This is a genomic window from Pseudomonas sp. NPDC089741 (assembly GCF_044748825.1).
GTDB classification, from domain to species: domain Bacteria; phylum Pseudomonadota; class Gammaproteobacteria; order Pseudomonadales; family Pseudomonadaceae; genus Aquipseudomonas; species Aquipseudomonas helmanticensis.
Genome location: NZ_JBIVGT010000006.1, coordinates 171,996 through 195,939, shown reverse-complemented (window position 1 = coordinate 195,939; position 23,944 = coordinate 171,996). Strand labels below are relative to the sequence as shown.

Here is a 23,944-nt window from a genome sequence, read left to right as displayed (position 1 = left end):
CTATGGACCTGGGCATTTTGTGGCGAGGGGATTTATCCCCGTTGGGTTGCGAAGCAGCCCCAAATGCTGCACATGCGGTACTTCAGATGCGCCGAGTGCAATGATTTTGCGACTGCTACGCAGCCGAACGGGGATAAATCCCCTCGCCACAAAAGCCCGCTGCCACAGGGGATCAGTGTCAACTGAACCATCCCCGTTTTTTTGCAGGAGCAATCATGACCCGTCCAAAGAAAGCCGAGCCCACCGCGCACGTCGAGCCGTCGAGAATTCGTGAAGGCCTGCCCTTCCCGCTCGGTGCGACCTGGGATGGGCTGGGGGTGAATTTTGCCCTGTTCTCCGCCAATGCCACCAAGGTCGAACTGTGCATCTTCGACGACGCCGGCGAGGTCGAACTCGAACGTATCGAGCTGCCGGAATACACCGACGAGATCTACCACGGCTACCTGCCCGATGCGCATCCGGGGCTGATCTACGGCTACCGCGTCTACGGCGCGTACGACCCGGCCAACGGTCATCGTTTCAACCACAACAAATTGCTCATCGATCCGTATGCCAAGCAACTGGTCGGCGAACTGAAATGGTCGGAAGCTTTGTTTGGCTACACCATCGGCCATCCCGACGCCGACCTCAGTTTCGATGAACGCGACAGCGCGCCTTTCGTGCCCAAGTGCAAGGTCATCGACCCGGCGCACACCTGGGGCAACGACCATCGGGTCAGCGTGCCGTGGGACAAGACCATCATTTATGAAACCCACGTACGCGGCATCAGCATGCGTCACCCGTCCGTGCCGGAGAATGTGCGCGGCACCTTTGCCGGGTTGATGGTCGATGACGTGCTCGAACACATCCGCAAACTCGGCGTGTCGACCGTCGAGTTACTGCCGATCCATGCTTTCGTCAACGACCAGCATCTACTGCACAAGGGCATGACCAATTACTGGGGCTACAACAGCATTGCGTTCTTCGCCCCCGACCCGCGTTACCTCGCCAGCGGCAAGATCGCCGAGTTCAAGGAGATGGTCGCGCACCTGCACGAAGCCAACCTCGAAGTGATTCTCGACGTGGTCTACAACCACACCGCCGAGGGCAACGAGCAAGGCCCGACCCTGTCGATGCGCGGCATCGACAACGCCTCGTACTACCGTTTGATGCCTGACGACAAGCGCTTCTACATCAATGATTCCGGCACCGGCAACACGCTGGACCTGAGCCACCCGTGCGTGCTGCAAATGGTCACTGACTCGCTGCGTTACTGGGCAAGCGAGATGCACGTCGACGGTTTCCGCTTCGACCTCGCGACCATTCTCGGCCGCTACCACGACGGTTTCGACGAGCGTCACAGTTTCCTCGTGGCCTGCCGTCAGGACCCGGTCCTGCGCCAGGTGAAGATGATTGCCGAGCCGTGGGACTGCGGCCCCGGCGGTTATCAGGTGGGCAACTTTCCGCCGGGCTGGGTCGAGTGGAACGACAAATTCCGCGACACCGTACGTGCCTTCTGGAAAGGCGACGACGGCCAGGTCGCTGATTTCGCCAGCCGCATGACCGCTTCCGGCGAAATGTTCAATCAGCGCGGGCGGCGGCCGTACTCGTCGGTGAACTTCATCACCGCCCATGACGGTTTTACCCTCAACGACCTGGTCTCGTACAACGACAAGCACAACGAAGCCAACGACGAGAACAATCAGGACGGCAGCAACAACAATCTGTCATGGAACCACGGTGTCGAAGGCCCGACCGACGACCCGGAAATCAATGCCCTGCGCCACCGGCAGATGCGCAATTTTTTCGCCACCCTGCTGCTCGCCCAGGGTACGCCGATGATCGTTGCCGGCGATGAATTCGCCCGCACCCAGGACGGCAACAACAACGCCTACTGTCAGGACAGCGAGATCGGCTGGGTCAACTGGGACCTGAGCGAGGACGGCAAGGCCCTGCTGAAATTTGTCAAACGCCTGATCAAGTTGCGTCTGGCCTATCCGATCCTGCGGCGCGGGCGCTTCCTCGTCGGCGAATACAACGAGGATATCGGCGTCAAGGACGTCACCTGGCTGGCGCCGGACGCCACCGAGATGACTACCGAGCATTGGCATGACGCGCACAATCGTTGCCTTGGCATGTTGCTCGATGGTCGCGCGCAGGAAACCGGGATTCGCCGCAAAGGTGGCGACGCGACGTTGCTGCTGGTGGTCAACGCTCACCACGACATCGTCAATTTCACCTTGCCGGAAGTGCCTGACGGCGGTTTCTGGACGTGCATGATCGACACCAATCAACCGGCGATTCGCGGTCAGGAACGCTTCGATTTCGGTCACGAATATTCCGTCACCGGACGCTCATTGCTGCTGTTCGAACTGCAACACGAAGAAGAAGATTGATATGGACTTGCACAGCTACCTCGCCCGTCGTCCGCCGGACTACGCCAATACCGCCGCCCTCGGCAGTTGCCTGCGGGCGATGGTCGAGGCCGGGCATGACCGCTTGCCGTTGCCGGGCAGCGGTCGCACTCTGGAACGCTTTCAGCACTTGGCCGATGTCGGCGGGCATGATCTGGGCCTGTGCAAACTCTTCGAGGGCCACACCGACGCACTGGCGATCATCGAACAACTGGGCGGATCGCCGACGCCCGGCAGCACTTGGGGCATGTGGGCGGCGGAACCGCCGCAGGCCCGAGTCAAGGTCTCGCCAGCCGGGCACATGGTCGCGTTGCACGGTCGCAAGGCTTGGTGTTCCGGCGCGGCGGTGCTCAGCCATGCCCTGCTGACTGCATGGGATGCTGATGATCAGCAACAACTGGTCGCCGTCGCCCTCGATCAGCCGGGCGTGACCATCACCGATCAGGGCTGGCAAGCGGTGGGCATGGCCGCGACCGGCAGCGTCGAGGTGCTGTTCGAAGGTGCCGAAGCACAAGCCATCGGCAACCCCGGCGACTACCTGCAACGCCCGGGTTTCTGGCAAGGCGGCATCGGCATCGCCGCTTGCTGGTACGGCGCCGCGCGGCAGCTTGGCGAGAGTCTGCGCCAACACTGCGCACAACGCGAAGAAGCCCACGCTCTGGCCCATCTCGGCGCGGTCGACACGGCTTTGCAGGCTGGCGCAGACGTCCTGCGCTTCAGCGCTCTGCACATCGACGCACATCCCGAAGACGACGCGCAATTACTCGCGCGTCGGGCGCGCGCGGCGGTCGAGCAATCAGCCGAACAGGTGATGCGCGAAGTGGGCCGAGCCCTCGGTGCCGGACCGTTTTGCAAAGACCGGCATTTCGCCCGGTTGATCGCCGATCTGCCGGTGTTTCTGCGGCAAAGCCATGCCGAACGCGATCTCGCCGCCCTCGGTCAACTGATCGCCGCGCAACCGGATGAGGTATGGACGCTATGAGAACCAATCCAATCGTCGGCCAGGGAACCTCGCTGCATCAGTGGCAAGGCTCGCAACATCTGGCCGAGCTCGACAGCATCGACATCCTCAGCCTGGTACCGCCCGGCTCACGCGCGGTGATTGTCGCGCCGCACCCGGACGACGAAGTGCTCGGTTGCGGCGGCCTGCTGCAACTGCTGGCTGCTGCCGGGCGACCGTTGCAACTGATCTCGGTCACCGACGGCAGTGCCAGCCATCCCGGCTCCGCGCGCTGGCCGGTGGCACGCCTGAGCGTGGTGCGTCCGCAGGAGTCCGCCGAAGCCTTGCGCCGTCTTGGCCTGCCGATGCATCGTTTGAAATGGCTGCGCGCAGGCTTTAACGACACCCAGGTCGCCGCCGAAGAACCAGCGTTGCGCGACTTCATCCAGCGCCACCTGCGCCCCACCGATGTGCTGTTCACCACCTGGAGCGAAGACGGCCATTGCGACCATGAAGCCGTCGGCCGCGCCAGTGCCGAAGCGGCGCGGCGTGTCGGCGCGACCTGTCACGAGCTGCCGGTGTGGACCTGGCACTGGGCAACCCCGGAAGACGCTTTGGTGCCGTGGCAGCGGGCACGCAAGATTCTCCTGTCGCCCGAGCAGATCGCGCGCAAGCGTCACGCCGTGCACGCGTTCGCCAGCCAGTTGGAGGGCGACGCTGAAGCGGGGCTTGCGCCGGTGCTCGCGCCGTATGTGCTGGATCGGCTGCTGCAACCGTTCGAAGTGGTGTTTTTATGAGCGTCGAAGATCGCTACTTCGAAGGATTGTTCGCCGGCAACGACGACCCGTGGGCGTTTCGCCAGCGCTGGTACGAACAGCGCAAACGCGCGATCACGCTCGCCGCCCTGCCGCGTGCGCACTATCGGGCGATTTTCGAACCGGGTTGCGCCAATGGCGAATTGAGCGCCGAACTGGCTGGCCGCTGCGACCGTCTGCTGTGTTGCGACACGGCGAACGCGGCAGTGAGTCTGGCGCGCACTCGATTAAGCCTGTTCGATCACGCCGAAGTCCGGCAAAACCGCTTGCCGGACGACTGGCCGGAGGAAAAATTCGACCTGATCGTATTTAGCGAAATCGGCTACTACCTCGACAGCAAGGATCTGACAGAAGTGATCCGTCGGATCAGTCAGAGCCTGACCGCAGACGGACAATTACTCGCTTGCCACTGGCGTCCGCCGATCGATAACTGCCCGCTCAACGCGCGTCAGGTCCATGACCTGATCCACGAACAGTTAAAGCTGCCGCGACTGGCGCTGCATCAGGAAGCCGATTTCATTCTTGAGGTATGGAGCCGCGAACCGCGCTCGGTGGCGGCACTGGAGGGTTTGCGATGATCGGCATCCTGATTCCGGCGCACAACGAAGAGGACCTGCTCGACGATTGCCTGAGCGCAGCGATGCGCGCCAGCCGGCACGGGCTGCTCGCCGGTGAGCGCGTCGAAGTGCTGGTGGTGCTCGACAGTTGCACCGATCGCTCGGCGCAGATTGTCAGCCGCTACCCGGTGCAGAGCCTGCACATCGAGGCGCGCAACGTCGGCCAGGCGCGTGCCGCCGGGGCGCAGGTTCTGCTGGAGCGCGGCGCTCGCTGGATCTCCTGCTCGGATGCCGACAGCCGCGTCGCCGACGATTGGCTGGTGGCACAACTGGGCTTGGGCGCGGACGCAGTGTGTGGCACGGTGACGGTCGAACGCTGGCACGAGTCATTCAACGAAGCCGCGCAAATCCGTTATCACAGCCACTATCAGGCCCGCGATGGCCATCGACACATTCACGGCGCCAACCTCGGGATCAGCGCCGATGCCTATCGTTGGGCCGGAGGCTTTCCGCCGCTGGTGTGCGATGAGGATGTGCAGTTGGTCCGGCAACTGGAATTGTCCGGCGCCGACATCGCCTGGAGCCATCGGCCGAGAGTGCATACCAGCGCGCGCCTCGACAGTCGCGCCCGTGGCGGATTTGGCGACTACTTGCGAAATCTGGCACAGCTTTGAGAAATAAATCCGGATCAGATTGATCTGTGACGCGACGAACTGTACTTCATGAGCAATACTCTCCTGCGCGGCAATCCAGGGTTCGGAGCGTCGCATGGCAATTACCCCGCCTTCACGGGTCGTTCGCGACAGCCTTCTAGGTTGTGAGCACGACTGAGGGCCTGACTCAACAAGGACGTCATCCCCCATGAAACCGTTATTCCTCAGTGAAAGCCCGAACGGGCAAATCTGGAACAGCGCTGCACAACTCGACAACATTCCGGTCATCGCCACGCAGAGCCTGGTGCCTCTCGGCGCGCGCGCCGTGGTCATCGCGCCGCATCCCGGCGATGAAGTGGTGACTTGCGGCGGCCTTCTGCAACTGCTCGCCAGCCTCGGCCACCCGTTGCAACTGCTGTCGATCACCGACGGCAGCGCCAGCCATCCCGGTTCACGCCAATGGTCGGAGAAGCGCCTGAGCGTGTTCCGCCCGCAGGAAAGCGTCGAAGCCCTGCGGCGCCTGGGCTTGCCGATGCACAGTTTGAAGTGGGTACGCGGCGGTTTCACCGATAACGCGCTGCAGGATCAGGAACGGCAACTGACCGACTTCATCGGCCGCTACCTGCGCCCCGGTGACGTGGTATTCAGCACCTGGCGCGAGGACAGTAACGACGACCATGAAGTGGTCGGCCGCGCCAGTGCCAAAGCCGCCGAACTCGCCGGCGCCAGTTTTCACGACGTACCGGTCTGGGCCTGGCACTGGCCGGAACGCGATCACACGCTGATCCCCTGGCAGCGTGCACGCAAACTGCGCCTCGACACCTGGACCGTCGCCCGCAAGAGCCACGCCACCCACGCCTACGCCAGCCAGCTCAAGGGCGAACCGGCCATCGGCATTGCGCCAATGTTGCCGCCGGTGATCCTCGAGCGCATGCGCCTGCCGTACGAAATTGTCTTCCTCTGAAACACCGCCCGCCGCACCACCATGGACGCTTTTGTAGGAGCTGCCGAAGGCTGCGATCTTTTGATCTTGTTTTTTAGAGGATGAAAGTCAAAAGATCGCAGCCTGCGGCAGCTCCTACACGGTGATCTGGAAGGAACTGTCGCCGCGTCGTGTCAGTCGCATGCATAGGCAGTCAGGATTCAGAGGAGTGAACGTGTCCAGCGATCCCAAGCGTCATGCGGTCGACGCGCCAGTGATTCATCGTCTGCGGGTGCTGACGGTCAACACCCACAAAGGCTTCACCGCGCTGAATCGGCGCTTCATCCTGCCGGAGCTGCGTGAAGCGGTGCGCAGTACCTCGGCCGATCTGGTGTTCTTGCAAGAAGTAGTGGGTGAACACGAGCGTCATTCCAGCCGCTACAACGAATGGCCGCAAACCTCGCAATACGAATTTCTCGCCGACAGCATGTGGAGCGACTTCGCCTACGGACGCAACGCCGTCTATCCCGACGGTCACCATGGCAACGCCCTGCTGTCGAAATACCCGATCCGCGAATACCGCAACCTCGATGTGTCGATCACCGGCCCCGAACGGCGTGGCCTGCTGCACTGCGTGCTCGACGTCCCGGGGCACGCTGAGGTCCATGCGATCTGCGTGCATTTGAGTCTGCTTGAAAGTCATCGGCAATTGCAGTTGCAACTGCTCTGCCAGTTGCTCGAATCGCTACCCGACGACGCCCCGGTGATCATTGCCGGCGACTTCAACGACTGGCAGCTTCAGGGCGACGCCGCCCTCGCCCGGCGCGATTACTTGCACGAAGCGTTCGAGCGCCATCACGGGCGACCGGCGAAGACGTACCCGGCGCGGTTTCCATTGCTGCGGCTGGACCGCATCTACCTGCGCAATGCCAGCAGCCATGACCCGCAAATCCTCGGCAACAAGCCGTGGACGCATCTGTCCGATCACTTGCCGCTGGCGGTGGAAGTGCATTTGTAATGGCGATTATGACAAGACCGTTGGTCAGCCGTTGTTGATCCAGCGGTAAAACCAACTACACCTAAATCAGCTCAAGGAGTAGCGCATTCAGTTTGTTAGCGCAGCAACCTGACGTAGTGCCTCAGTTGCACGACCGGGCTTGATGCAGCGCTGACACAAGGACGGATTCCCGGAATCAGCCGTAGGGAATTACCATGACGCGCTACCGTCATCTGTGGGCTTTGCCGCACCTGCTGCTGCCCGCCTCGCTTCTGCTGCTCGGCAGCTCACCCGCCACGGCGGCCTGTACGCTAGTCGCCGGCCCCGGCAATGACAACTTTACCTGCGACAGCGGCAGCAGCGGCCCGCTGACCGACCTCGCGGGCAATAACAGCCTCACCTTGCCGGCCAATGGCACCGGGCAAATCAACGGCAATGTGACGTTCGGCGCCGGCACTGACCGGGTCGAGGTCAACTCAGGGGTGATCACGGGCGCCGTCAGCCAGGGCAACGGCATCGACGACTTTGTCATGAGCGGCGGTTCGATCGGCTCTCTGGCGCAGGGCGACAGCCGCGACACCTTCCTGATGACCGGCGGCACCATCGTTGGCGCTTTCGAGGATGGCGATGTTGCACGCATGACCGGTGGCACCATCGGCCGCGTCGACATGAAGCTCGATAACAATATTTTCGACATGTCCGGCGGGCAGATTCTCGGCAATCTGGTCACCGGATTCGGCACCGACACCATCCTCGTTTCCGGCGGGCGCATCGGTGGCAACATCAGCGTCAGCGGCGGCAACGACAGCATCACCGTGACCGGCGGCGAAATCGTCGGCGAGATCCGCGCCAGCGTCGGCGATGACCGGTTTGTCTGGGACGGCGGCGGGGTCATTCGTTCGGCGGTTCTGCTCGATGTTGGCAATGACACCGCAACGCTGCGTAATCTCGACGACAGTCTTCTCACGCTGACGCCGAGCGTCGATGGCGGTGTCGGCAACGACGTACTGACCTTCGACAACACGCGCACGGCGCTTCCCGCGCGCTTCACCAACTGGGAAACGGTCAACCTGAGCAATGCCGCGCAACTCGACCTCGGTTCCGCCAGCCTGGTGCTGGGCGACGCCGGCACGGGCACGGGCGTGCTGAACATCGATGCTAGCAGTTCGCTGTATTCGACCCAGGGCGCAGTGTCCCCCGCCGTGGCCGGGCAGGCAGTGACCTTGAACAACGCAGGCGTCATCGATCTCACCCGTGGCAACAGCCGCGCCGATGACACGCTGACCGTGCAAGGCAACTATGTCGGCAACAATGGCCAGTTGTTGCTGCAGAGCGTCGTCGCTGGCGATGACTCACCGAGTGACAAACTGGTGGTCAACAATGGCAGCCTCAGCGGTGCGACGGTGATCAGCGTGAGCAATCTCGGCGGCGCGGGTGGGCTGACCCAGGCCAATGGCATTCAACTGGTGCAGGCCCAAGGCAGCACGGTCAGCAGCAATAACGCCTTTACCCTCAATGGCCCGATTTCCGCCGGCGCCTACGATTACTACCTGTTCAAGGGCGGCGTCACTGCCGGCACCGAGAACAGCTGGTACCTGCGCTCTGCCGTGGTCGCGCCGCAAGTGGTTGCCGTGCCAAACCCCGACCCGAGGCTGCCACCGATTCTGGTACCGGTGGTTGCCGTGCCGGTTGCGGCCATCGCCCCGGCTGGCAGCCCGCCGTTACCGGTGTTGCCTGCCGCCGTGGCTGGGGCCGAGCCGATTCCGTTGTACCGTCCGGAAGTGCCGACCTGGTCGGTGTTGCCCCCCGCCGCCGCGCAACTCACGCTGAATGCACTGGGCACGTTCCACGACCGTCAGGGCGACCAACGCCTGCTCAATGAGACCGGGGCGTTCGGCGCCGGATGGGGCCGGGTCTATGGGAAGAACTTCGATCAGCGTTGGGCCGGCACCGTCACGCCGCGCCTGGACGGCTCGCTCAATGGCTTTCAGGTCGGCAATGATCTGTACAGCTCGCTGACCGCCGGTGGGCAGACGCAACGCCTCGGTTTCTTCGTCGGCCACAGTCGTTTGCAAGGCGACGTCGATGGATTCAATGAAGGCTTCGAGAACAACAGCGCCGGCAAAATCAAACTCGAAGGCGACAGCTACGGCGTGTACTGGACCTTGGTCGATCCGTATGGCTGGTACATCGACACCGTAGTGATGGGCACCCGATTCGATGGCGACAACCGCTCCGACCGTGGCGTCAAACTGGACAACCGCGGGCATGCACTGACGCTGTCGGCAGAGGCCGGCTATCCGTTCCCCATCAACGACACGTGGGTGGTCGAACCGCAGACTCAGGTCATCCACCAGAAAATCTCCCTCGACAGCCAGGACGACGGCATCTCGCGGGTCTCGTTCGACTCCGACGGCGCCTGGACCGGACGCCTCGGCGCACGGCTCAAGGGTCGCTATCAGGTCAGTGGTCTACCAGTGGAACCGTATCTGCGGGCTAACCTGTGGCACACCTTTTCCGGTACCGACTCGGTGACATTCGGCGACACAGATGTCATCAGCAGCGAACAGAAATCTTCCACGGCCGATATCGGCCTCGGCGTCATAGTGACACTCGACCGTGCCGTGAGCGTGTACGCGAGTACCGATTACAGCCGCAATATTGACAGTAATGACCTGCGTGGCGTGGCCGGCACTCTCGGCGTGCGCATCAGTTGGTAGACCTTCCGTCGGACATAAAACCGCTCTAACACGAGGCCTGCAAAACGATTTTCCATACAAACAACCACTTAGTTATGTGCAGAAGAACAAACACTTGCCAATCCTCTTTGGCCACTACCGTTCATCGTCCAATTTCTTGACGCGCGCCTCGCACTCTTCTTATCTCTACCTTACTACCCCCGGAATCACTACCCGGAACGAGCCTTCGGACACTCGCGAAATCGAGCGGCCACGGTTTGTCCCGCTCCATTCGGTCGCCCCTCGTTCGGGGTAGGAGAGACGCCACATCGAGATGTCGCATGCGCTTGCAAGGTAGACCTCCATGAAAATTTCATTCACCCCACACGAGATCAAAATCACTTTCTGCACAGTGTCGAGTTCCATCTTGCTGTGCTCATCCATGGAGGCGCAGGCCGGCCCTGCGGCGGATGAAACCACGCCGTGGTATCGCGCGGACGTACCGGTGATGACCTTGCCCGCCACGGTCATCACCCCCGATCAGCAGCGCTTCAGCCCGCGGCCCGACCTGCGCGGCGCCAACCTGATCACTGAAGATCTCGCCCCCGGCGCCTGGGACCAGCTCTACGGCCGCAGCGCCCGGCAAGCGCAAACCGACGTGTTGTCTTCGGGTTTTGCCACACCCGGCAGCGGCGAGTTCAAAGGCCCCGCCGTCCTGACTCTGCAAAGCGGCAGCGGCCATACCCAGACCATCGGCCTGATCGGCGGCCTCAATCAGATTCAAGCCAACGGCAACGGCTTGCTCACCAGTCGCGCCCTCGACGACCCGACCACCGACACCCTCAACCTGCAAGGCCAGAGCCTCGGCGCCTATTACAGCCTGACCGGCGCCCAAGGCTGGCACGTCGATCTGTCGGCCAGCGGCGGCCGCGTCAGCGGTTTCAGTCGCAACGAACAAGGCGCGCGGCAAGCCACCGAAGGCAGCGCGATGACCTTCTCGGTCGAAGGCGGCTTCCCGATTGGCTTGAGTGAAAACTGGGTGGTCGAACCGCAGGCACAATTGATCAACCAGCGCATCACGCTCGACACGCCCTATGCCGGTTCCGGCAATGCCTCATCGACGGATCTCAGCGCCTGGAGCGGTCGCGTCGGCGCCCGTTTGAAAGGCAGTTACGATTTGAATGGCCTGCCGGTAGAACCCTATGTGCGCACCAACCTCTGGCACACGGTGTACACCGGCAACACGGTGACACTGGATCAGGTCGACAAGATCAGCAGCAGCCGCAAATCCTCGACAGTGGAGTTGGGCTTGGGCCTGGTGGCGCGGATGACGCCTTCGGTGAGTTTGTATGTCAGCGCCGATTACAGCAGCGATGTCGATGACAATGATTTGAATGGTCTGATCGGCAGCCTTGGCGTGCGGATGCGTTGGTAGCGTTTGGCTTAGCGGCGATAGTGTTTGTGCTGACGCCATCGCGAGCAGGCTCACTCCTACAAGGGGAACGCATTCCAAGTGTAGGAGTGAGCCTGCTCGCGATGGCAGCAACTCGGTACTGGATCAACCCTCTGGTTTGAGGATCAACACCGCCAGCGGTGGCAGATTCAGCTCCAGCGACAACGCCTGCCCATGGCTCGGCACTTCTTCGGTCTGCGCCCCGCCGCCGTTGCCATAATTCGACCCGGCATAAATCCCTGCATCGCTGTTGAGCAACTCGGTCCAGCGCCCGGCAAACGGCACACCGACGCGATACGACTGACGCGGCACCGGGGTAAAGTTGGCCACGACCACCACCGGTTTACCGTCCTTGCTCCAGCGCAGCCAGGCGTAAACGCTGTTGATCGCATCATCGCCAATCAACCACTGGAACCCCTGCGGCGCGTCATCCTGATCGTGCAGCGCCGGCTCCTCGCGGTACAGCCGGTTAAGGTCGCCAACCAGTTTCTGTACGCCCTTGTGCTCGGAATACTGCAGCAGATACCAATCCAGCTGCTGATCGTGATTCCACTCGCGCCACTGGCCAAACTCGCAGCCCATGAACAACAACTTCTTGCCCGGATGCGTCCACATGAAGCTCAGGTAAGCGCGCAGGTTGGCAAATTTCTGCCAGCGATCGCCGGGCATCTTGTCGATCAGCGAATGCTTGCCGTGCACCACTTCGTCGTGGGAGATCGGCAGGATAAAACGCTCGGACCAGGCGTAGACCAGGCCAAAACTCAGTTCATTGTGATGATGCGCGCGGTACACCGGATCCTGCTGAATGTAGTGCAGCGAATCGTGCATCCAGCCCATGTTCCACTTGTAGGCGAACCCCAGACCGCCCTGCTGAGTGCTTTGGCTGACACCCGGCCACGCGGTGGATTCTTCAGCGATGACCAGCGCACCCGGCGCTTCCAGCTCGACGACGTCGTTCAAGTGCCGCAAGAAATCGATGGCTTCGAGATTCTCGCGCCCACCATGACGGTTCGGCACCCACTCGCCAGCCTTGCGCGAATAGTCGCGATAGAGCATCGAAGCCACGGCATCGACGCGCAAACCATCGACATGGAAATGCTTCAACCAGTGCAGCCCGGAAGCGAGCATGTAACCGTGCACTTCAGTGCGCCCGAGGTTGTAGATCAGCGTGTCCCAGTCCTGATGAAAACCTTCCAGCGGGTTGCCGTATTCGTACAACGCCGTGCCGTCGAATTGCGCCAGACCGTGGGTGTCGGTGGGGAAATGCGCGGGTACCCAGTCGAGGATCACGCCGATTTCGGCCCGGTGGCAGGCGTCGACGAATTCGGCGAACTGCGCCGGCGAACCGTACCGCGCGCTCGGCGCGAATTGCGAAAGCAACTGATAACCCCAGGAACCACCGAACGGGTGTTCCATGATCGGCATCAGTTCGATGTGGGTGAAGCCGAGTTCCTTCACATAGGGAATCAGCCGTTCCGCCAGTTCCGGCCAGCTGTACTGGCGCGCCACTTCGCCGAGATCATCCAGCTCGCATTGCCACGAACCGGCGTGCAATTCGTAGATCGACAGCGGTGCTGAATGCTTCTGGCGCTCGCGGCGACTGTTCATCCAGTCGTGATCCTGCCAGTCGATCTGCAGCGGCTCGGCGACTTTCGACGCGGTATCCGGCGGCAGGCTGGTGGCCAGCGCCATCGGGTCGGCCTTCAGCGGCAGAATCCCGTGGGCGCCGAGGATTTCGTATTTGTACAACTCGCCCGCTTGCAGCCGTGGAATGAACAACTCCCAGACCCCGGACGGATGCCGCAGGCGCATCGGATGGCGACGGCCGTCCCAGACGTTGAAATCCCCGACCACCGACACGCGCCGGGCATTCGGCGCCCACACGGCGAACCGCACGCCGTCGACGCCATCGACGGTTTTCAACTGCGCGCCGAGGCAAGCGCTGAGGTCGCGGTGATTGCCCTCGGCGAATAGATACAAATCCATTTCACCGAGCAACTGGCCGAAGCTATACGGGTCTTCTGCCACCTGCTCGCCACCGGCCCAGCGCGTGCGCAACTGATACGGTCGCGCCTGCTCGAAATGACCGACAAACAACCCCGGCGTTTCCGCCTGTTGCAGCGGACCGCGTTCTTCGCCGCTGTCTTTGTCCAGCACGACAACGCTCAACGCACCCGGAAGATAGGCGCGAATGAATTGCCCGCCAGCGCCATCGCCGTGCGGGCCAAGAATGGAAAAAGGGTCCTGGTGTTCTGCACGCACCAAGGCATCGATATCTTTCGCCGAGGGCAGCAATGCTTCTTTGACCTGTCCCTGTTCCTTGTTCGAGAAACTCATGACTACTCTCCACCAAGATCGGAAAAGGGTTTAAGCCCCGTCAATAACCCATACAAACCGTGCAACGGCACGGGCAGCCACGTGGGGCGATTTTCGGCTTCATAGGCCACTTCATAGGCCGCCTTCTCCAGACCGAACAATGCCAGCGCAGCGTCGGCCCCTTCAGGATCTTGCCAGGCATGCTGAAGACTAGCTGCCGCGCGGCGATATGCCTCGACAAATGCTTCTCGCGCTTCACGCAAATAGCGTTGCGCCACCCGACGACGCGCGTCTTCGGACTCGGCACTGTGATCGACGTTGTGCACGTTGATGGTCATCGCCGCCGCGTAATCGAACGAGCGCAGCACGCCACTGACATCCTTGTACGGACTGTGTTTGCCACGGCGCTCGCTCAATGGCCGCGCCGGCTCGCCCTCGAAGTCGATCAGGTAGGCATCGCCCTTGATCACCAGCACCTGCCCCAGATGCAGGTCGCCGTGAACGCGAATGCGCAAACCGCCGACGGCTTTTTTCGCCAGATCCTGCACGTGATCAAGGATGGTTTTTTTCTCGTCGAGCAGGCGTTTGACCAATTTCTGATCCGCCGCACCGAGTTCGCCCTGATGCTGCTTGAGCAGCTTCAGCGCATGCTCGACTTGCGCGGCAACGTCCTTGCCGGAAGCCTGCATATCCTTGGCGGTCGACACTTGCGGGGCGAAGTCGGCGTTGTCCGTCGCTGTCGCCAGTACCTGATGCATTTCGCCCAGACGCTGGCCAAGCATGCCGGCAAAATCCTTTAACTCGCCCAGTGCGTTGTAATGCTGTTCCTGCTCGGACATGGCATCGGCGAGTTCATCGCGCAGCGCTCGTTCGAGGTTGTTCTGCGTCCATTCCCAGGCATCGCCCTGATTGCTCAGGTAACCCTGGGCGATCATCAGCAGATTGTCCTGGCCCTGAGCGTCACGGCGAATCACCGAACCGAGCAAGGGTGAAATATTGCCGAAGCCAGCCTCGGTCAGATACGCACTCATCTCCAGCTCCGGGTGAACGCCTGAGGCGACTTTGCGGATCAGTTTCAGCACCAGACTGTTGCCGATCACCACTGAACTGTTGGATTGCTCGGCAGACAGGTAACGCACTTCCGACTCCTCGCCGAGGCCGAGTTTTTCCAGCTGCGGCGTCGGTGCGAAACGGATTTCGCCTTCGCTGGATTCCAGCACCGTGTGGTTCTGCATGCCTTGCAGCACCGCGCGAATAAACGCTTCGAGGCTGAACGCATCAGTGATCAAACCGACCTGACGCACGCGACGCACACGTGACAACGCCAGTTGCTGCGGCAACGCCGGGCCGACCTGATCTTCCGCAATGAAGCCGAACGGCAATTGATAACGGCTGGTCTGGCCGCCACTGCTGACTTCGATTTCGCTGAGCAGCACTGGATGCTGGGCATCGCCGAAGCGCACGCCATAGGCCAGATGGACTTTATCGATGGCCGCGTCCTTGCCGGCAAACCAGCGGCGGTTTTGCAGCCAGCTCGGCAGGATGTTTTGCTCCAGCGTCGTGCGGGACGGCGCTTCGAGCAGTTCTTCCATGCGTTTTTTCAGCACCAGCGTGGTGAAGTCCGGCAGGCTCTGCGCCGGCTCGACGTGCCAGCTCGGCATCTGGTTTTCGCTGGCCAGCGCAAACCAATAGAAACCGTACGGCGCCAGGGTCAGGAGGAAATTCAACTGGCCAATCGGCGGGAAGGCATTACCGCCCAGCATCTCCACCGGCACCATGCCGACGTACGCCGACAGGTCCAGCTCCGCCGCTTGCGCACTGCGCGAGACGTTAGCCACGCAGAGGATGATTTCGTGTTTGCCATCGGCGTCGGTGAATTCGCGGGTGTAGGCGAGAATCCGGCGATTGCTCGGCGAGAGCATTTTCAGCGTGCCGCGACCGAACGCCTTCGACTGCTTGCGCACGGCGAGCATGCGCCGCGTCCAATTGAGCAGCGAATGCGGATCACCGGCCTGGGTTTCGACGTTGACCGAGAGATAGCCGTATTGCGGGTCCATGATCGGCGGCAGCACCAGGCTGGCCGGGTCGGCTCGGGAGAAGCCGCCGTTACGGTCAATCGACCACTGCATCGGCGTGCGCACGCCATCGCGGTCGCCGAGGTAGATGTTGTCGCCCATGCCGATTTCATCGCCGTAATACAGAGTCGGCGTGCCCGGCATCGACAGCAGCAGGCTATTGAGCAATTCGACGCGGCGACGGTCGCGCTCCATCAGCGGCGCCAGACGCCGGCGGATGCCGAGATTGATCCGCGCGCGACGGTCAGCGGCGTAGTAATTCCACAGGTAGTCACGCTCTTTGTCGGTGACCATTTCCAGGGTCAGTTCATCGTGATTACGGAGGAAAATCGCCCATTGGCAGTTGGCAGGAATTTCCGGGGTCTGGCGCAAGATATCGGTGATCGGAAAGCGGTCTTCCTGCGCCAGCGCCATGTACATGCGCGGCATCAGCGGAAAGTGGAACGCCATGTGGCATTCATCGCCATTCAGGCCTTTGGCATCGGTGTCGCCGAAATACAGCTGAGTGTCTTCAGGCCATTGGTTGGCCTCGGCGAGCAGCATGCGGTCGGGGTAATTGGCGTCGATCTCGGCGCGAATCTGCTTGAGGACGTCGTGGGTCTCGGGAAGGTTTTCGTTGTTGGTGCCGTCACGCTCGATCAGGTACGGAATGGCGTCGAGGCGCAGGCCGTCGATGCCCATGTCGAGCCAGTAACGCATCACCGACAGCACCGCTTTCATCACTTGCGGATTGTCGAAATTCAGGTCGGGCTGGTGCGAATAAAAACGGTGCCAGAAGTACTGGCCAGCGACCGGGTCCCAGGTCCAGTTGGATTTCTCCGTGTCGAGAAAAATGATCCGCGTGCCATCGTATTTCTGGTCGTCATCCGACCACACATAGAAGTCCCGCGCAGCCGAGCCGGGTTTGGCCTTGCGTGCACGCTGGAACCACGGATGCTGGTCAGAGGTGTGGTTGATCACCAGCTCGGTGATCACCCGCAAGCCACGCTTGTGCGCCTCGGCGATGAAGCGCTTGGCATCGGCCATGGTTCCGTAATCGCTGTGCACACCACGGTATTCGGCAATGTCGTAGCCGTCATCGCGACGCGGCGATGGGTAGAACGGCAAGAGCCAGATGGTGTTGACGCCGAGTTCGGCGATGTAATCGAGTTTGGCGATCAGACCGGGAAAGTCGCCGATCCCGTCGTTGTTGGAGTCGAAAAACGATTTGACGTGAACTTGATAGATCACCGCGTCCTTGTACCAGAGCGGGTCTTTGATGAAGGTGGCTGCCTTGGGTTTCTTCGCCATGTGAAACTCCTGCTGAATTCTTTAGAAGCGTCCCACGATGATCGTTCCCACGCTCTGCGTGGGAATGCCGCCATGGACGCTCTGCGTCCGATTTTGGGACGCAGAGCGTCCCGGGATGCATTCCCACGCAGAGCGTGGGAACGATCATTACGTAGTGGTGATTCGCCAGATGCCGAACGGCTGGTACGCCGGGTCAATGCGCATGAATTGGTACTTGCCATGCCAGTCCCAGCGATGGCCGTTCATCAAGTCCTCGCCATGGGTCGTCGCATCGTCCGGCAAACCCATCTCCCACAACGGCAGTTCAAAATTCGCCTCCTGCACGTTATGCGGATCAAGGCTCACCGCGACCAGAATGAAATTGCTGCCGTCGGCACTGCGTTTGCCGAAGTAGAGAATGTTGTCGTTCCAGGCGTTGTAGACCTTCAGGCCCAAATGCGTGTGCAACGCCGGGTTCTGCCGACGAATACGATTGAGCTGGGCGATCTCGGCAATGATGTTGCCCGGTGCGGTGAAGTCGCGAATGCGAATCTCGTACTTCTCCGAATCGAGGTATTCCTCCTTGCCCGGCACCGGCGCCGCTTCACACAGCTCGAACCCGGAATACATGCCCCACAACCCTGATCCCATGGTCGCCAGCGCCGCACGGATGAGAAAACCCGGACGTCCCGACTCATGCAGGAACGCCGGGTTGATGTCGGGCGTGTTGACGAAGAAGTTCGGCCGGTAGCACTCGCGCCACGGCGATTCATTCAGTTCGGTCAGATACGTCGCCAGTTCGGCCTTGGTGTTGCGCCAGGTGAAATAGGTGTAGCTCTGCGTGTAACCGACCTTGCCGAGGCGCGCCATCATCGCCGGGGTGGTGAAGGCTTCTGCGAGGAAGATCACTTCCGGGTATAGCGCGCGCACATCGGCGATCAGCCATTGCCAGAACGGCAGTGGCTTGGTGTGCGGGTTGTCGACGCGAAAGATCTTCACGCCCTCTTCAACCCAGCCAATGACGATGTCACGCAGCTCGACCCAGAGACTCGGAATGGCGTCCGGCGCGTAGAAGTCGACATTGACGATGTCCTGATATTTCTTCGGCGGGTTTTCCGCGTATTTGATCGTGCCGTCCGGGCGCCAGTTGAACCAGCCCGGATGCTGCTTGAGCCACGGGTGATCCTGGGAACACTGAATGGCGAAATCGAGGGCGATCTCCAGTCCATGATCGGCAGCCGCCGCCACCAGCCGGCGAAAGTCTTCGCGAGTGCCGAGTTGCGAGTGAATCGCCTCGTGGCCGCCCTCCTCGCTACCAATCGCGTAGGGGCTGCCGGGATCGTCCGGGCCGGCGGTCAGGGAGTTGTTGCGGCCCTTGCGGTGTGCGCGGCCAATCGGGTGAATCGGCGTGAAATACAGCACGTCGAAACCCATGTCCTGAATCATCGGCAAGCGTGAATGCACGTCATTGAAGGTGCCGTGACGGCGCGGATCATCGGTGATCGAGCGGGGAAACAGCTCGTACCAACTGGCGAACTCGGCCAGTTCGCGCTCGACATCCATAGGGAATTCGGCGCTGACACTCAGATAGGCGCGGTGATCGGCCTCAGCCATCAATTGCGCACTGCGCGAGTGCAGAAACAGCGCCACCTGCTCGGTTTCGAGCAGGCCGGAGAGCTCATGGTGCAAAGCGGCCAAGTGCTCGCTGAGTTGACCTTCACTGCGCTCGGCGGCCTGTTGCACCATGCTGCGGCCTTCCTGCAGCTCCAGTGAAACCGGTACGGCAGCGTTGTGTTTCTTCTCCAGTTCATACTGGAAACTGGCGAAATGGTCGATCCACGCCTCGATGCAATAGAGGAAACGCCCCTGATGTTCAGGGCGGAATTGGCCTTGCCAGCCATTGTTGCCCTGATCGGACATGACCTCGCTCTGCCAGGTCTCTTCGCCTTCTTCGCGCCAACGAATGCGTACAGCCAGCTTGTCGTGACCGTCGGCGAACACCTTGCTGGTGACGATCACCGCACGCCCGGCAATCGACTTCACGGCAAACTGCCCGCCATCAAGGGTCGGCATGGTGTTTTCGATGGCGATACGCGGCAGCAGCAACGCCTGCGACAGCGGCATGTGTGGGTTGTAGCTCAGCTCTGAGGGTTTTTCAGCAGTCATTGAGCATCTCTCCTTAACGCCCCAAGGACGCTCTTGTGCCGGATCGGTATTCGCAACGAAGCGCCTGCCCCGCAATGAACTCACTTAGGTTCCGAGCGACCGCCGCCGGGAAAAGTTCAGATGAAATTGCCGTGACACAAAAGCGGATCGAATTACGCGCTGGGTGGTCAATCCACTTAAGCACTTCTCACGCCATGTGCCACACGGAGGTCATCAGATGAATATCCCGATCCCGGCGGAAACGCCCGATCCGAACATCGACAAACCCACCCTGCCGGAGACGGAACCGCAGCCGGTTCCCGAGCAGGAACCACCGGGCACCACGCCACCGCCCAAGGAAGAACCACCAACGACGATGCCACCAGTCATCGTCTAACTGATCGTTCCCACGCTCCGCGTGGGAATGCAGCCCGGGACGCTCCGCGTCCCAAAGCGGACGCGGAGCGTCCATTGAGACATTCCCACGCAGAGCGTGGGAACGATCAACGTGGCAACGATCAGTCAGTGATCATCAGTCTTCTCCTCCTCTTTTTCGAAGAGTTTTACGATGCGCGGCATCACGCTGAAAATCCCCAGCGCCAGCAAGGTACTGAGCAACGCCGTGGCTTCCTTGCCCAATCCCGCCGCGACACCAATAGCCGCCGTCATCCACAGCCCGGCCGCCGTGGTCAGGCCTTTGACGTGACCTTCATCACCCTCATGATTTTTCAGAATCGTCCCGGCGCCAAGAAAACCGATCCCGGCGATCACCCCCTGCAGCACCCGACTCATCGCATCGGACTCCGCCCCTGACGTTTGCGGCACCAGCACAAACAACGCCGCGCCGAGCGCCACCAACATATGCGTGCGCACCCCGGCTGCCTTGCCCTTGTGCTCGCGTTCGAACCCGAGAATCCCGCCAAGCACCGCTGCCATCAACAGCCGCACGGTAATCCGCGTCAGTTGCGAAGCATCGCCAATGTCGGCGAATTCCACTTGCAGGGTTTCCCACACTTCATGCCACCACGCGTTCATCGTGCAGTCCTTGTTATTGGCTCGATAGATGATGGACAGCGGCGACCATTAATCAGTTGCGCAGAACGATCGGCGCAGCGTGTGCCCTAACCTTGCAGACCTCCCTGAAAAAAGGACTGCCCCATGCCCCTTCGAGTCGATGAAAGCAATCCCGAACAGAAAGTGTGTTTTTTCACTGTCGAAAATGGCGAGGAAATTCGCATCTGCGACACCCTGGAAGTCCGCACCGATAGCGAAAAATCCATGTCGTTCGTGGAAATAGAAGGTCGGCGCGTTTACGTCACCGAATCCGAAGCCGACGCCTTGACCGTTGCTGGCGCGAAGGACGGTCGCAAACACCTGAAGGCTGACGAGAGTGATTCGGTGATTTGACTGACCTTGGTCAACACCCCGCGCAAACGTCTGCGATAGGCGTTTGCGCCCGTGCCTGCGGGCTGCTTCAAGTTGTCGCAGGCGCTGTGAAAAAGCGCATCTGATACGCTTTTTATTGAAATACCTGAGTCTGTTATGCAAACAGATCGACGCTCATAGTGCTCTGGCCTGATGGAGGCTGATGAGCGAATAACCATGAGCGAACAAATCCCCGTCCGAACCGTAGAAGCATCTCCCACGATAAAAAGTGTGCCCGCACGCCCAATGAAGGCGACGGCCAAATCCAGCGACAATCAAATTCACACCCGCAGCTTCACCGGCCTGTTTCGCTCGCTGCGCATGAGCGGTGCGGGATTTCTGTTTGTGCTGTTTTTCGGCACCGTGTGGCTGAACTGGGGTGGACGCCAGGCGGTGCTCTGGGACCTTTCCGAAAGCAAATTCCACATCTTCGGCGCGACCTTCTGGCCACAGGATTTCATTCTGCTCTCGGCCCTGCTGATCATTGCCGCGTTCGGCCTGTTCGCCATCACCGTGTTCGCCGGACGGGTCTGGTGCGGCTACACCTGCCCGCAGAGCTCGTGGACGTGGATTTTCATGTGGTGCGAGAAGATCACCGAGGGCGAGCGCAACCAGCGGATCAAACTGCAAGCGGCGCCGTGGGGCCTCAACAAACTGGCGCGGCGTGCGGCCAAGCACACGCTGTGGCTGGCGATCAGCGTACTGACCGGCCTGACCTTCGTCGGCTACTTCACACCGATCCGGCCACTGGCCGAAGAGCTGCTGACCTTGCAGATCGGCGGCGTCAGCCTGTTCTGGGTGCTGTTTTTCACCGCCGCCACTTACATCAACGCCGGCTGGCTACGCGAAGCGGTGTGCATGCACATGTGCCCGTATGCGCGCTTCCAGAGCGTGATGTTCGACAAGGACACCCTGGCGATTTCCTACGACGTCGCCCGGGGCGAAAATCGTGGCCCGCGCAAACGTGATGTAAAACCGCTCGAAGCCGGCCTCGGCGATTGCATCGATTGCCATTTGTGCGTGCAGGTCTGCCCGACCGGCATCGACATCCGCGACGGCTTGCAGATGGAATGCATCGGTTGCGCCGCGTGCATCGACGCCTGCGATTCGATCATGGACAAGATGAACTACCCGCGCGGCTTGATCCGCTACAGCTCCGAGCGCGAATTGCAGGGTGGCAAGACGCACCTGCTGCGGCCACGATTGATCGGCTACACCGTGGTGCTGCTGGCGATGATCGGTGCACTCGCGTTGGCGCTGGTTGAACGGCCAATGGTCTCGCTGGACGTGACCAAGGATCGCGGATTATTCCGTGAGAACGGTCAGGGCCAGATCGAGAACATCTATAGCCTGAAAGTCATCAACAAGACCCAACAACGCCAGGATTACAACTTGAGTCTGGTTGACGGTGAAGGCTTCCAGTTGCAAGGCAAGACCGAACTGAGCCTAGCGCCAGGCGAAATTGTCGACGTGCCGGTGTCGGTGGCAATGACCACCGAGCGCCCGAGCAGCAGTTCGCAGACCTTGAGCTTCAAGATCGCTGACAGCGATGAACCAGACATCTACAGCGTGGCGAAGAGCAGGTTTGTGGCGCCGATGAATCGTTGAGCCGTTAGAATCCTTTCCCCTCACCCCAGCCCTCTCCCAGGGGTAGAGGGGGCCGACCGAGGTGTCTGTCGCTATACATCGACCTGACAGACCGAGTTGATTATGGATTCGCCAAAGCACTTTCCGGCCGAATCGATTATGGATTCAGCAAAGTACTGTCAGGTCGGTGTAGTTCACAAGCATCCCGCAATCAGTCCCCTCTCCCTCCGGGAGAGAGCTAGGGTGAGGGGCTTTTTACCTGACACTCACAATCAACCAGCACCAAGGCTCCTCGATGAAACGCTACGAAAAATTCGCCGACGACATCGCTGAACTGATCCGCTCCGGCGTGCTGGGCCCCGGCCAGCGCGTGCCTTCGGTGCGCTACGCCAGCCAGACCTACGGCGTCAGCCCGTCCACGGTGTTCCAGGCCTATTACCTGCTCGAACGTCGCGGCCTGATCCGTGCGCGGCCGCGCTCCGGCTACTTCGTCAACACCCACGCGCCAAGCCCGTTCTCGGAGCCGGTGATCAGCAGCCACGTCAACGACTCCACTGAAGTCGACGTCAGCGAATTGGTGTTCTCTGTTCTTGAGTCGATCAAGGACCCAAACACCGTACCGTTCGGCTCGGCGTTCCCCAGCCCGACGCTGTTCCCGCTGCAACGCCTGTCGCGCTCGCTGGCCAGCGCCGCAAGGGAAATGGACCCGCGCATGGTCGTCACCGACATGTCGCCGGGCAACCCGCAACTGCGCCGACAGATCGCCCTGCGCTACATGGTCGGCGGGCTGATGTTGCCGATGGAAGAACTGCTGATCACCAACGGCGCCCTCGAAGCGCTGAACCTGTGCCTGCAAGCCGTGACCGAACCCGGCGACCTGGTGGCCATCGAAGCCCCGGCGTTCTACGCCAGCCTGCAAGTGCTCGAACGGCTGAAACTCAAAGCCGTGGAAATCCCCGTGCACCCGCGCGACGGCATCGACCTTGGCGTCCTCGCGCAAACCCTGGAACGCCACCCGATCAAGGCCTGCTGGTGCATGACCAGTTTCCAGAACCCGATGGGCGCAACCATGCCCGAGGCGAAGAAACAGGAACTGGTCGAACTGCTGCGCCGCCATCAAGTGCCGCTGATCGAAGACGATGTCTACGCCGAACTCTATTACGGCCAACAGGCACCGAAACCGGCCAAGGCCTTCGACACTGAAGGCCTGGTGATGCATTGCGGCTCGTTCGCCAAAAGCCTCGCCCCCGGCTACCGCATCGGCTGGGTCGCCGCCGGGCGTTATGCGCAGAAAATCGAGCGCCTGAAACTGATGACCTCGCTGTGCGCCTCGATGCCGGCGCAAGCGGCGATTGCCGACTATCTGCAACATGGCGGCTATGACCGTCACCTGCGCAAACTGCGCTATGCGCTGGAAGAACAGCAAAGCGCGATGCTCGCCGCGATCGCGCGTTATTTCCCGGCACAGACGCGGGTCAGCCAACCGGCCGGCGGTTACTTCTTGTGGCTGGAATTACCACCGCAGATGGATTCATTGAAGTTGTTTCAGATGGCACTGGCGCAAGGCATCAGTATTGCGCCGGGACCGATATTCTCGCCGACGCAGCGGTTCAGAAATTGTATTCGCCTGAATTACGGCAGCCCATGGACCGAGGATTCGGAAAAGGCCATGGAGACGTTGGGGCGGATTGTGCGGTCGTTCTGACAGATTATTGCTGC

17 protein-coding genes are annotated in these 23,944 nt (G+C 61.1%); 13 read left to right on the top strand and 4 right to left on the bottom strand.

The genetic code is table 11. The features are described 5' to 3' along the window. Positions 1–215 precede the first annotated feature (215 nt). The 9 genes from glgX (at position 216) to ACIPZE_RS09295 (ending at position 11,390) form a co-directional block, all read left to right on the top strand. Entirely contained in the window at positions 216–2,375 is a 2,160-nt protein-coding gene (gene glgX, locus ACIPZE_RS09335; RefSeq protein ID WP_129393485.1) for a glycogen debranching protein GlgX, read from the top strand. 1 nt (position 2,376) lies between these two features. After that, positions 2,377–3,375 carry an acyl-CoA dehydrogenase family protein gene (locus tag ACIPZE_RS09330; RefSeq protein ID WP_283436606.1) on the top strand — a complete coding sequence of 333 codons (999 nt, stop codon included), beginning with the start codon at positions 2,377–2,379 and terminating at the stop codon, positions 3,373–3,375. Then, positions 3,372–4,130 carry a PIG-L deacetylase family protein gene (locus ACIPZE_RS09325; protein WP_400772554.1) on the top strand — a complete coding sequence of 253 codons (759 nt, stop codon included), beginning with the start codon at positions 3,372–3,374 and terminating at the stop codon, positions 4,128–4,130. Before ACIPZE_RS09330 ends, ACIPZE_RS09325 begins: the two co-directional genes overlap by 4 nt. Next, positions 4,127–4,726, top strand: coding sequence for an SAM-dependent methyltransferase (locus ACIPZE_RS09320; protein WP_400772552.1), 600 nt, complete (start codon positions 4,127–4,129; stop codon positions 4,724–4,726). The genes ACIPZE_RS09325 and ACIPZE_RS09320 overlap by 4 nt, the downstream gene beginning before the upstream one ends. Then, positions 4,723–5,379, top strand: coding sequence for a glycosyltransferase family 2 protein (locus tag ACIPZE_RS09315; protein ID WP_283436609.1), 657 nt, complete (start codon positions 4,723–4,725; stop codon positions 5,377–5,379). The genes ACIPZE_RS09320 and ACIPZE_RS09315 overlap by 4 nt, the downstream gene beginning before the upstream one ends. 187 nt (positions 5,380–5,566) lie before the next feature. After that, positions 5,567–6,322: a PIG-L deacetylase family protein gene (locus tag ACIPZE_RS09310; RefSeq protein ID WP_129393474.1), complete on the top strand. Its 756-nt coding sequence runs from the start codon at positions 5,567–5,569 to the stop codon at positions 6,320–6,322. Between the two features lie 193 nt (positions 6,323–6,515). Continuing rightward, positions 6,516–7,298, top strand: coding sequence for an endonuclease/exonuclease/phosphatase family protein (locus ACIPZE_RS09305; RefSeq protein ID WP_400772549.1), 783 nt, complete (start codon positions 6,516–6,518; stop codon positions 7,296–7,298). 194 nt (positions 7,299–7,492) lie between these two features. Then, positions 7,493–9,997, top strand: coding sequence for an autotransporter outer membrane beta-barrel domain-containing protein (locus tag ACIPZE_RS09300; RefSeq protein WP_400772547.1), 2,505 nt, complete (start codon positions 7,493–7,495; stop codon positions 9,995–9,997). 322 nt (positions 9,998–10,319) lie between these two features. Next, positions 10,320–11,390 carry an autotransporter outer membrane beta-barrel domain-containing protein gene (locus ACIPZE_RS09295; protein ID WP_283436611.1) on the top strand — a complete coding sequence of 357 codons (1,071 nt, stop codon included), beginning with the start codon at positions 10,320–10,322 and terminating at the stop codon, positions 11,388–11,390. A 123-nt stretch (positions 11,391–11,513) separates the two neighbouring features. Here ACIPZE_RS09295 and glgB read toward each other — a convergent pair whose 3' ends face one another. The 3 genes from glgB to ACIPZE_RS09280 form a co-directional block, all read right to left on the bottom strand. After that, entirely contained in the window at positions 11,514–13,745 is a 2,232-nt protein-coding gene (gene glgB, locus ACIPZE_RS09290; protein ID WP_283436612.1) for a 1,4-alpha-glucan branching protein GlgB, read from the bottom strand. Positions 13,746–13,747: 2 nt separating this feature from the next. Further along, positions 13,748–17,089, bottom strand: a complete 3,342-nt coding sequence (treS, locus tag ACIPZE_RS09285; protein WP_400772545.1) for a maltose alpha-D-glucosyltransferase — start codon at positions 17,087–17,089, stop codon at positions 13,748–13,750. Between the two features lie 147 nt (positions 17,090–17,236). Then, positions 17,237–19,234, bottom strand: a complete 1,998-nt coding sequence (locus ACIPZE_RS09280) for an alpha-1,4-glucan--maltose-1-phosphate maltosyltransferase (RefSeq protein ID WP_283436614.1) — start codon at positions 19,232–19,234, stop codon at positions 17,237–17,239. 217 nt (positions 19,235–19,451) lie between these two features. Here ACIPZE_RS09280 and ACIPZE_RS09275 point away from each other — a divergent pair, with 217 nt between their 5' ends. Then, the gene (locus ACIPZE_RS09275; protein WP_007966757.1) at positions 19,452–19,610 is read left to right on the top strand and encodes a hypothetical protein; all 159 of its coding nucleotides are present in this window, start codon (positions 19,452–19,454) and stop codon (positions 19,608–19,610) included. 125 nt (positions 19,611–19,735) lie between these two features. Here ACIPZE_RS09275 and ACIPZE_RS09270 read toward each other — a convergent pair whose 3' ends face one another. After that, a complete protein-coding gene (locus tag ACIPZE_RS09270; protein WP_283436615.1) occupies positions 19,736–20,248 on the bottom strand; it encodes an MgtC/SapB family protein in 513 nt (170 codons plus the stop codon). 123 nt (positions 20,249–20,371) lie between these two features. On the opposite strand from ACIPZE_RS09270, the gene ACIPZE_RS09265 reads away from it, so the two are divergent. The 3 genes from ACIPZE_RS09265 to mapR all read left to right on the top strand — a co-directional run bounded on the left by ACIPZE_RS09265 (position 20,372) and on the right by mapR (position 23,930). Beyond that, entirely contained in the window at positions 20,372–20,620 is a 249-nt protein-coding gene (locus ACIPZE_RS09265) for a DUF3203 family protein (protein ID WP_283436616.1), read from the top strand. 195 nt (positions 20,621–20,815) lie between these two features. Continuing rightward, positions 20,816–22,246: a cytochrome c oxidase accessory protein CcoG gene (ccoG, locus tag ACIPZE_RS09260; protein ID WP_400772543.1), complete on the top strand. Its 1,431-nt coding sequence runs from the start codon at positions 20,816–20,818 to the stop codon at positions 22,244–22,246. Positions 22,247–22,520: 274 nt separating this feature from the next. Then, a complete protein-coding gene (gene mapR / locus ACIPZE_RS09255; protein ID WP_129393444.1) occupies positions 22,521–23,930 on the top strand; it encodes a GntR family transcriptional regulator MpaR in 1,410 nt (469 codons plus the stop codon). The last annotated feature ends 14 nt before the right edge of the window (positions 23,931–23,944 follow it).

Excerpts from the sequence above, each read along its gene's own strand:
- glgX (WP_129393485.1), top strand. The coding sequence starts at position 216 with ATGACCCGTCCAAAGAAAGCCGAGCCCACCGCGCACGTCGAGCCGTCG.
- ACIPZE_RS09330 (WP_283436606.1), top strand. The coding sequence starts at position 2,377 with ATGGACTTGCACAGCTACCTCGCCCGTCGTCCGCCGGACTACGCCAAT.
- ACIPZE_RS09325 (WP_400772554.1), top strand. The coding sequence starts at position 3,372 with ATGAGAACCAATCCAATCGTCGGCCAGGGAACCTCGCTGCATCAGTGG.
- ACIPZE_RS09320 (WP_400772552.1), top strand. The coding sequence starts at position 4,127 with ATGAGCGTCGAAGATCGCTACTTCGAAGGATTGTTCGCCGGCAACGAC.
- ACIPZE_RS09315 (WP_283436609.1), top strand. The coding sequence starts at position 4,723 with ATGATCGGCATCCTGATTCCGGCGCACAACGAAGAGGACCTGCTCGAC.
- ACIPZE_RS09310 (WP_129393474.1), top strand. The coding sequence starts at position 5,567 with ATGAAACCGTTATTCCTCAGTGAAAGCCCGAACGGGCAAATCTGGAAC.
- ACIPZE_RS09300 (WP_400772547.1), top strand. The coding sequence starts at position 7,493 with ATGACGCGCTACCGTCATCTGTGGGCTTTGCCGCACCTGCTGCTGCCC.
- ACIPZE_RS09295 (WP_283436611.1), top strand. The coding sequence starts at position 10,320 with ATGAAAATTTCATTCACCCCACACGAGATCAAAATCACTTTCTGCACA.
- glgB (WP_283436612.1), bottom strand. The coding sequence starts at position 13,745 with ATGAGTTTCTCGAACAAGGAACAGGGACAGGTCAAAGAAGCATTGCTG.
- treS (WP_400772545.1), bottom strand. The coding sequence starts at position 17,089 with ATGGCGAAGAAACCCAAGGCAGCCACCTTCATCAAAGACCCGCTCTGG.
- ACIPZE_RS09280 (WP_283436614.1), bottom strand. The coding sequence starts at position 19,234 with ATGACTGCTGAAAAACCCTCAGAGCTGAGCTACAACCCACACATGCCG.
- ACIPZE_RS09275 (WP_007966757.1), top strand. The coding sequence starts at position 19,452 with ATGAATATCCCGATCCCGGCGGAAACGCCCGATCCGAACATCGACAAA.
- ACIPZE_RS09270 (WP_283436615.1), bottom strand. The coding sequence starts at position 20,248 with ATGAACGCGTGGTGGCATGAAGTGTGGGAAACCCTGCAAGTGGAATTC.
- ACIPZE_RS09265 (WP_283436616.1), top strand. The coding sequence starts at position 20,372 with ATGCCCCTTCGAGTCGATGAAAGCAATCCCGAACAGAAAGTGTGTTTT.
- ccoG (WP_400772543.1), top strand. The coding sequence starts at position 20,816 with ATGAGCGAACAAATCCCCGTCCGAACCGTAGAAGCATCTCCCACGATA.
- mapR (WP_129393444.1), top strand. The coding sequence starts at position 22,521 with ATGAAACGCTACGAAAAATTCGCCGACGACATCGCTGAACTGATCCGC.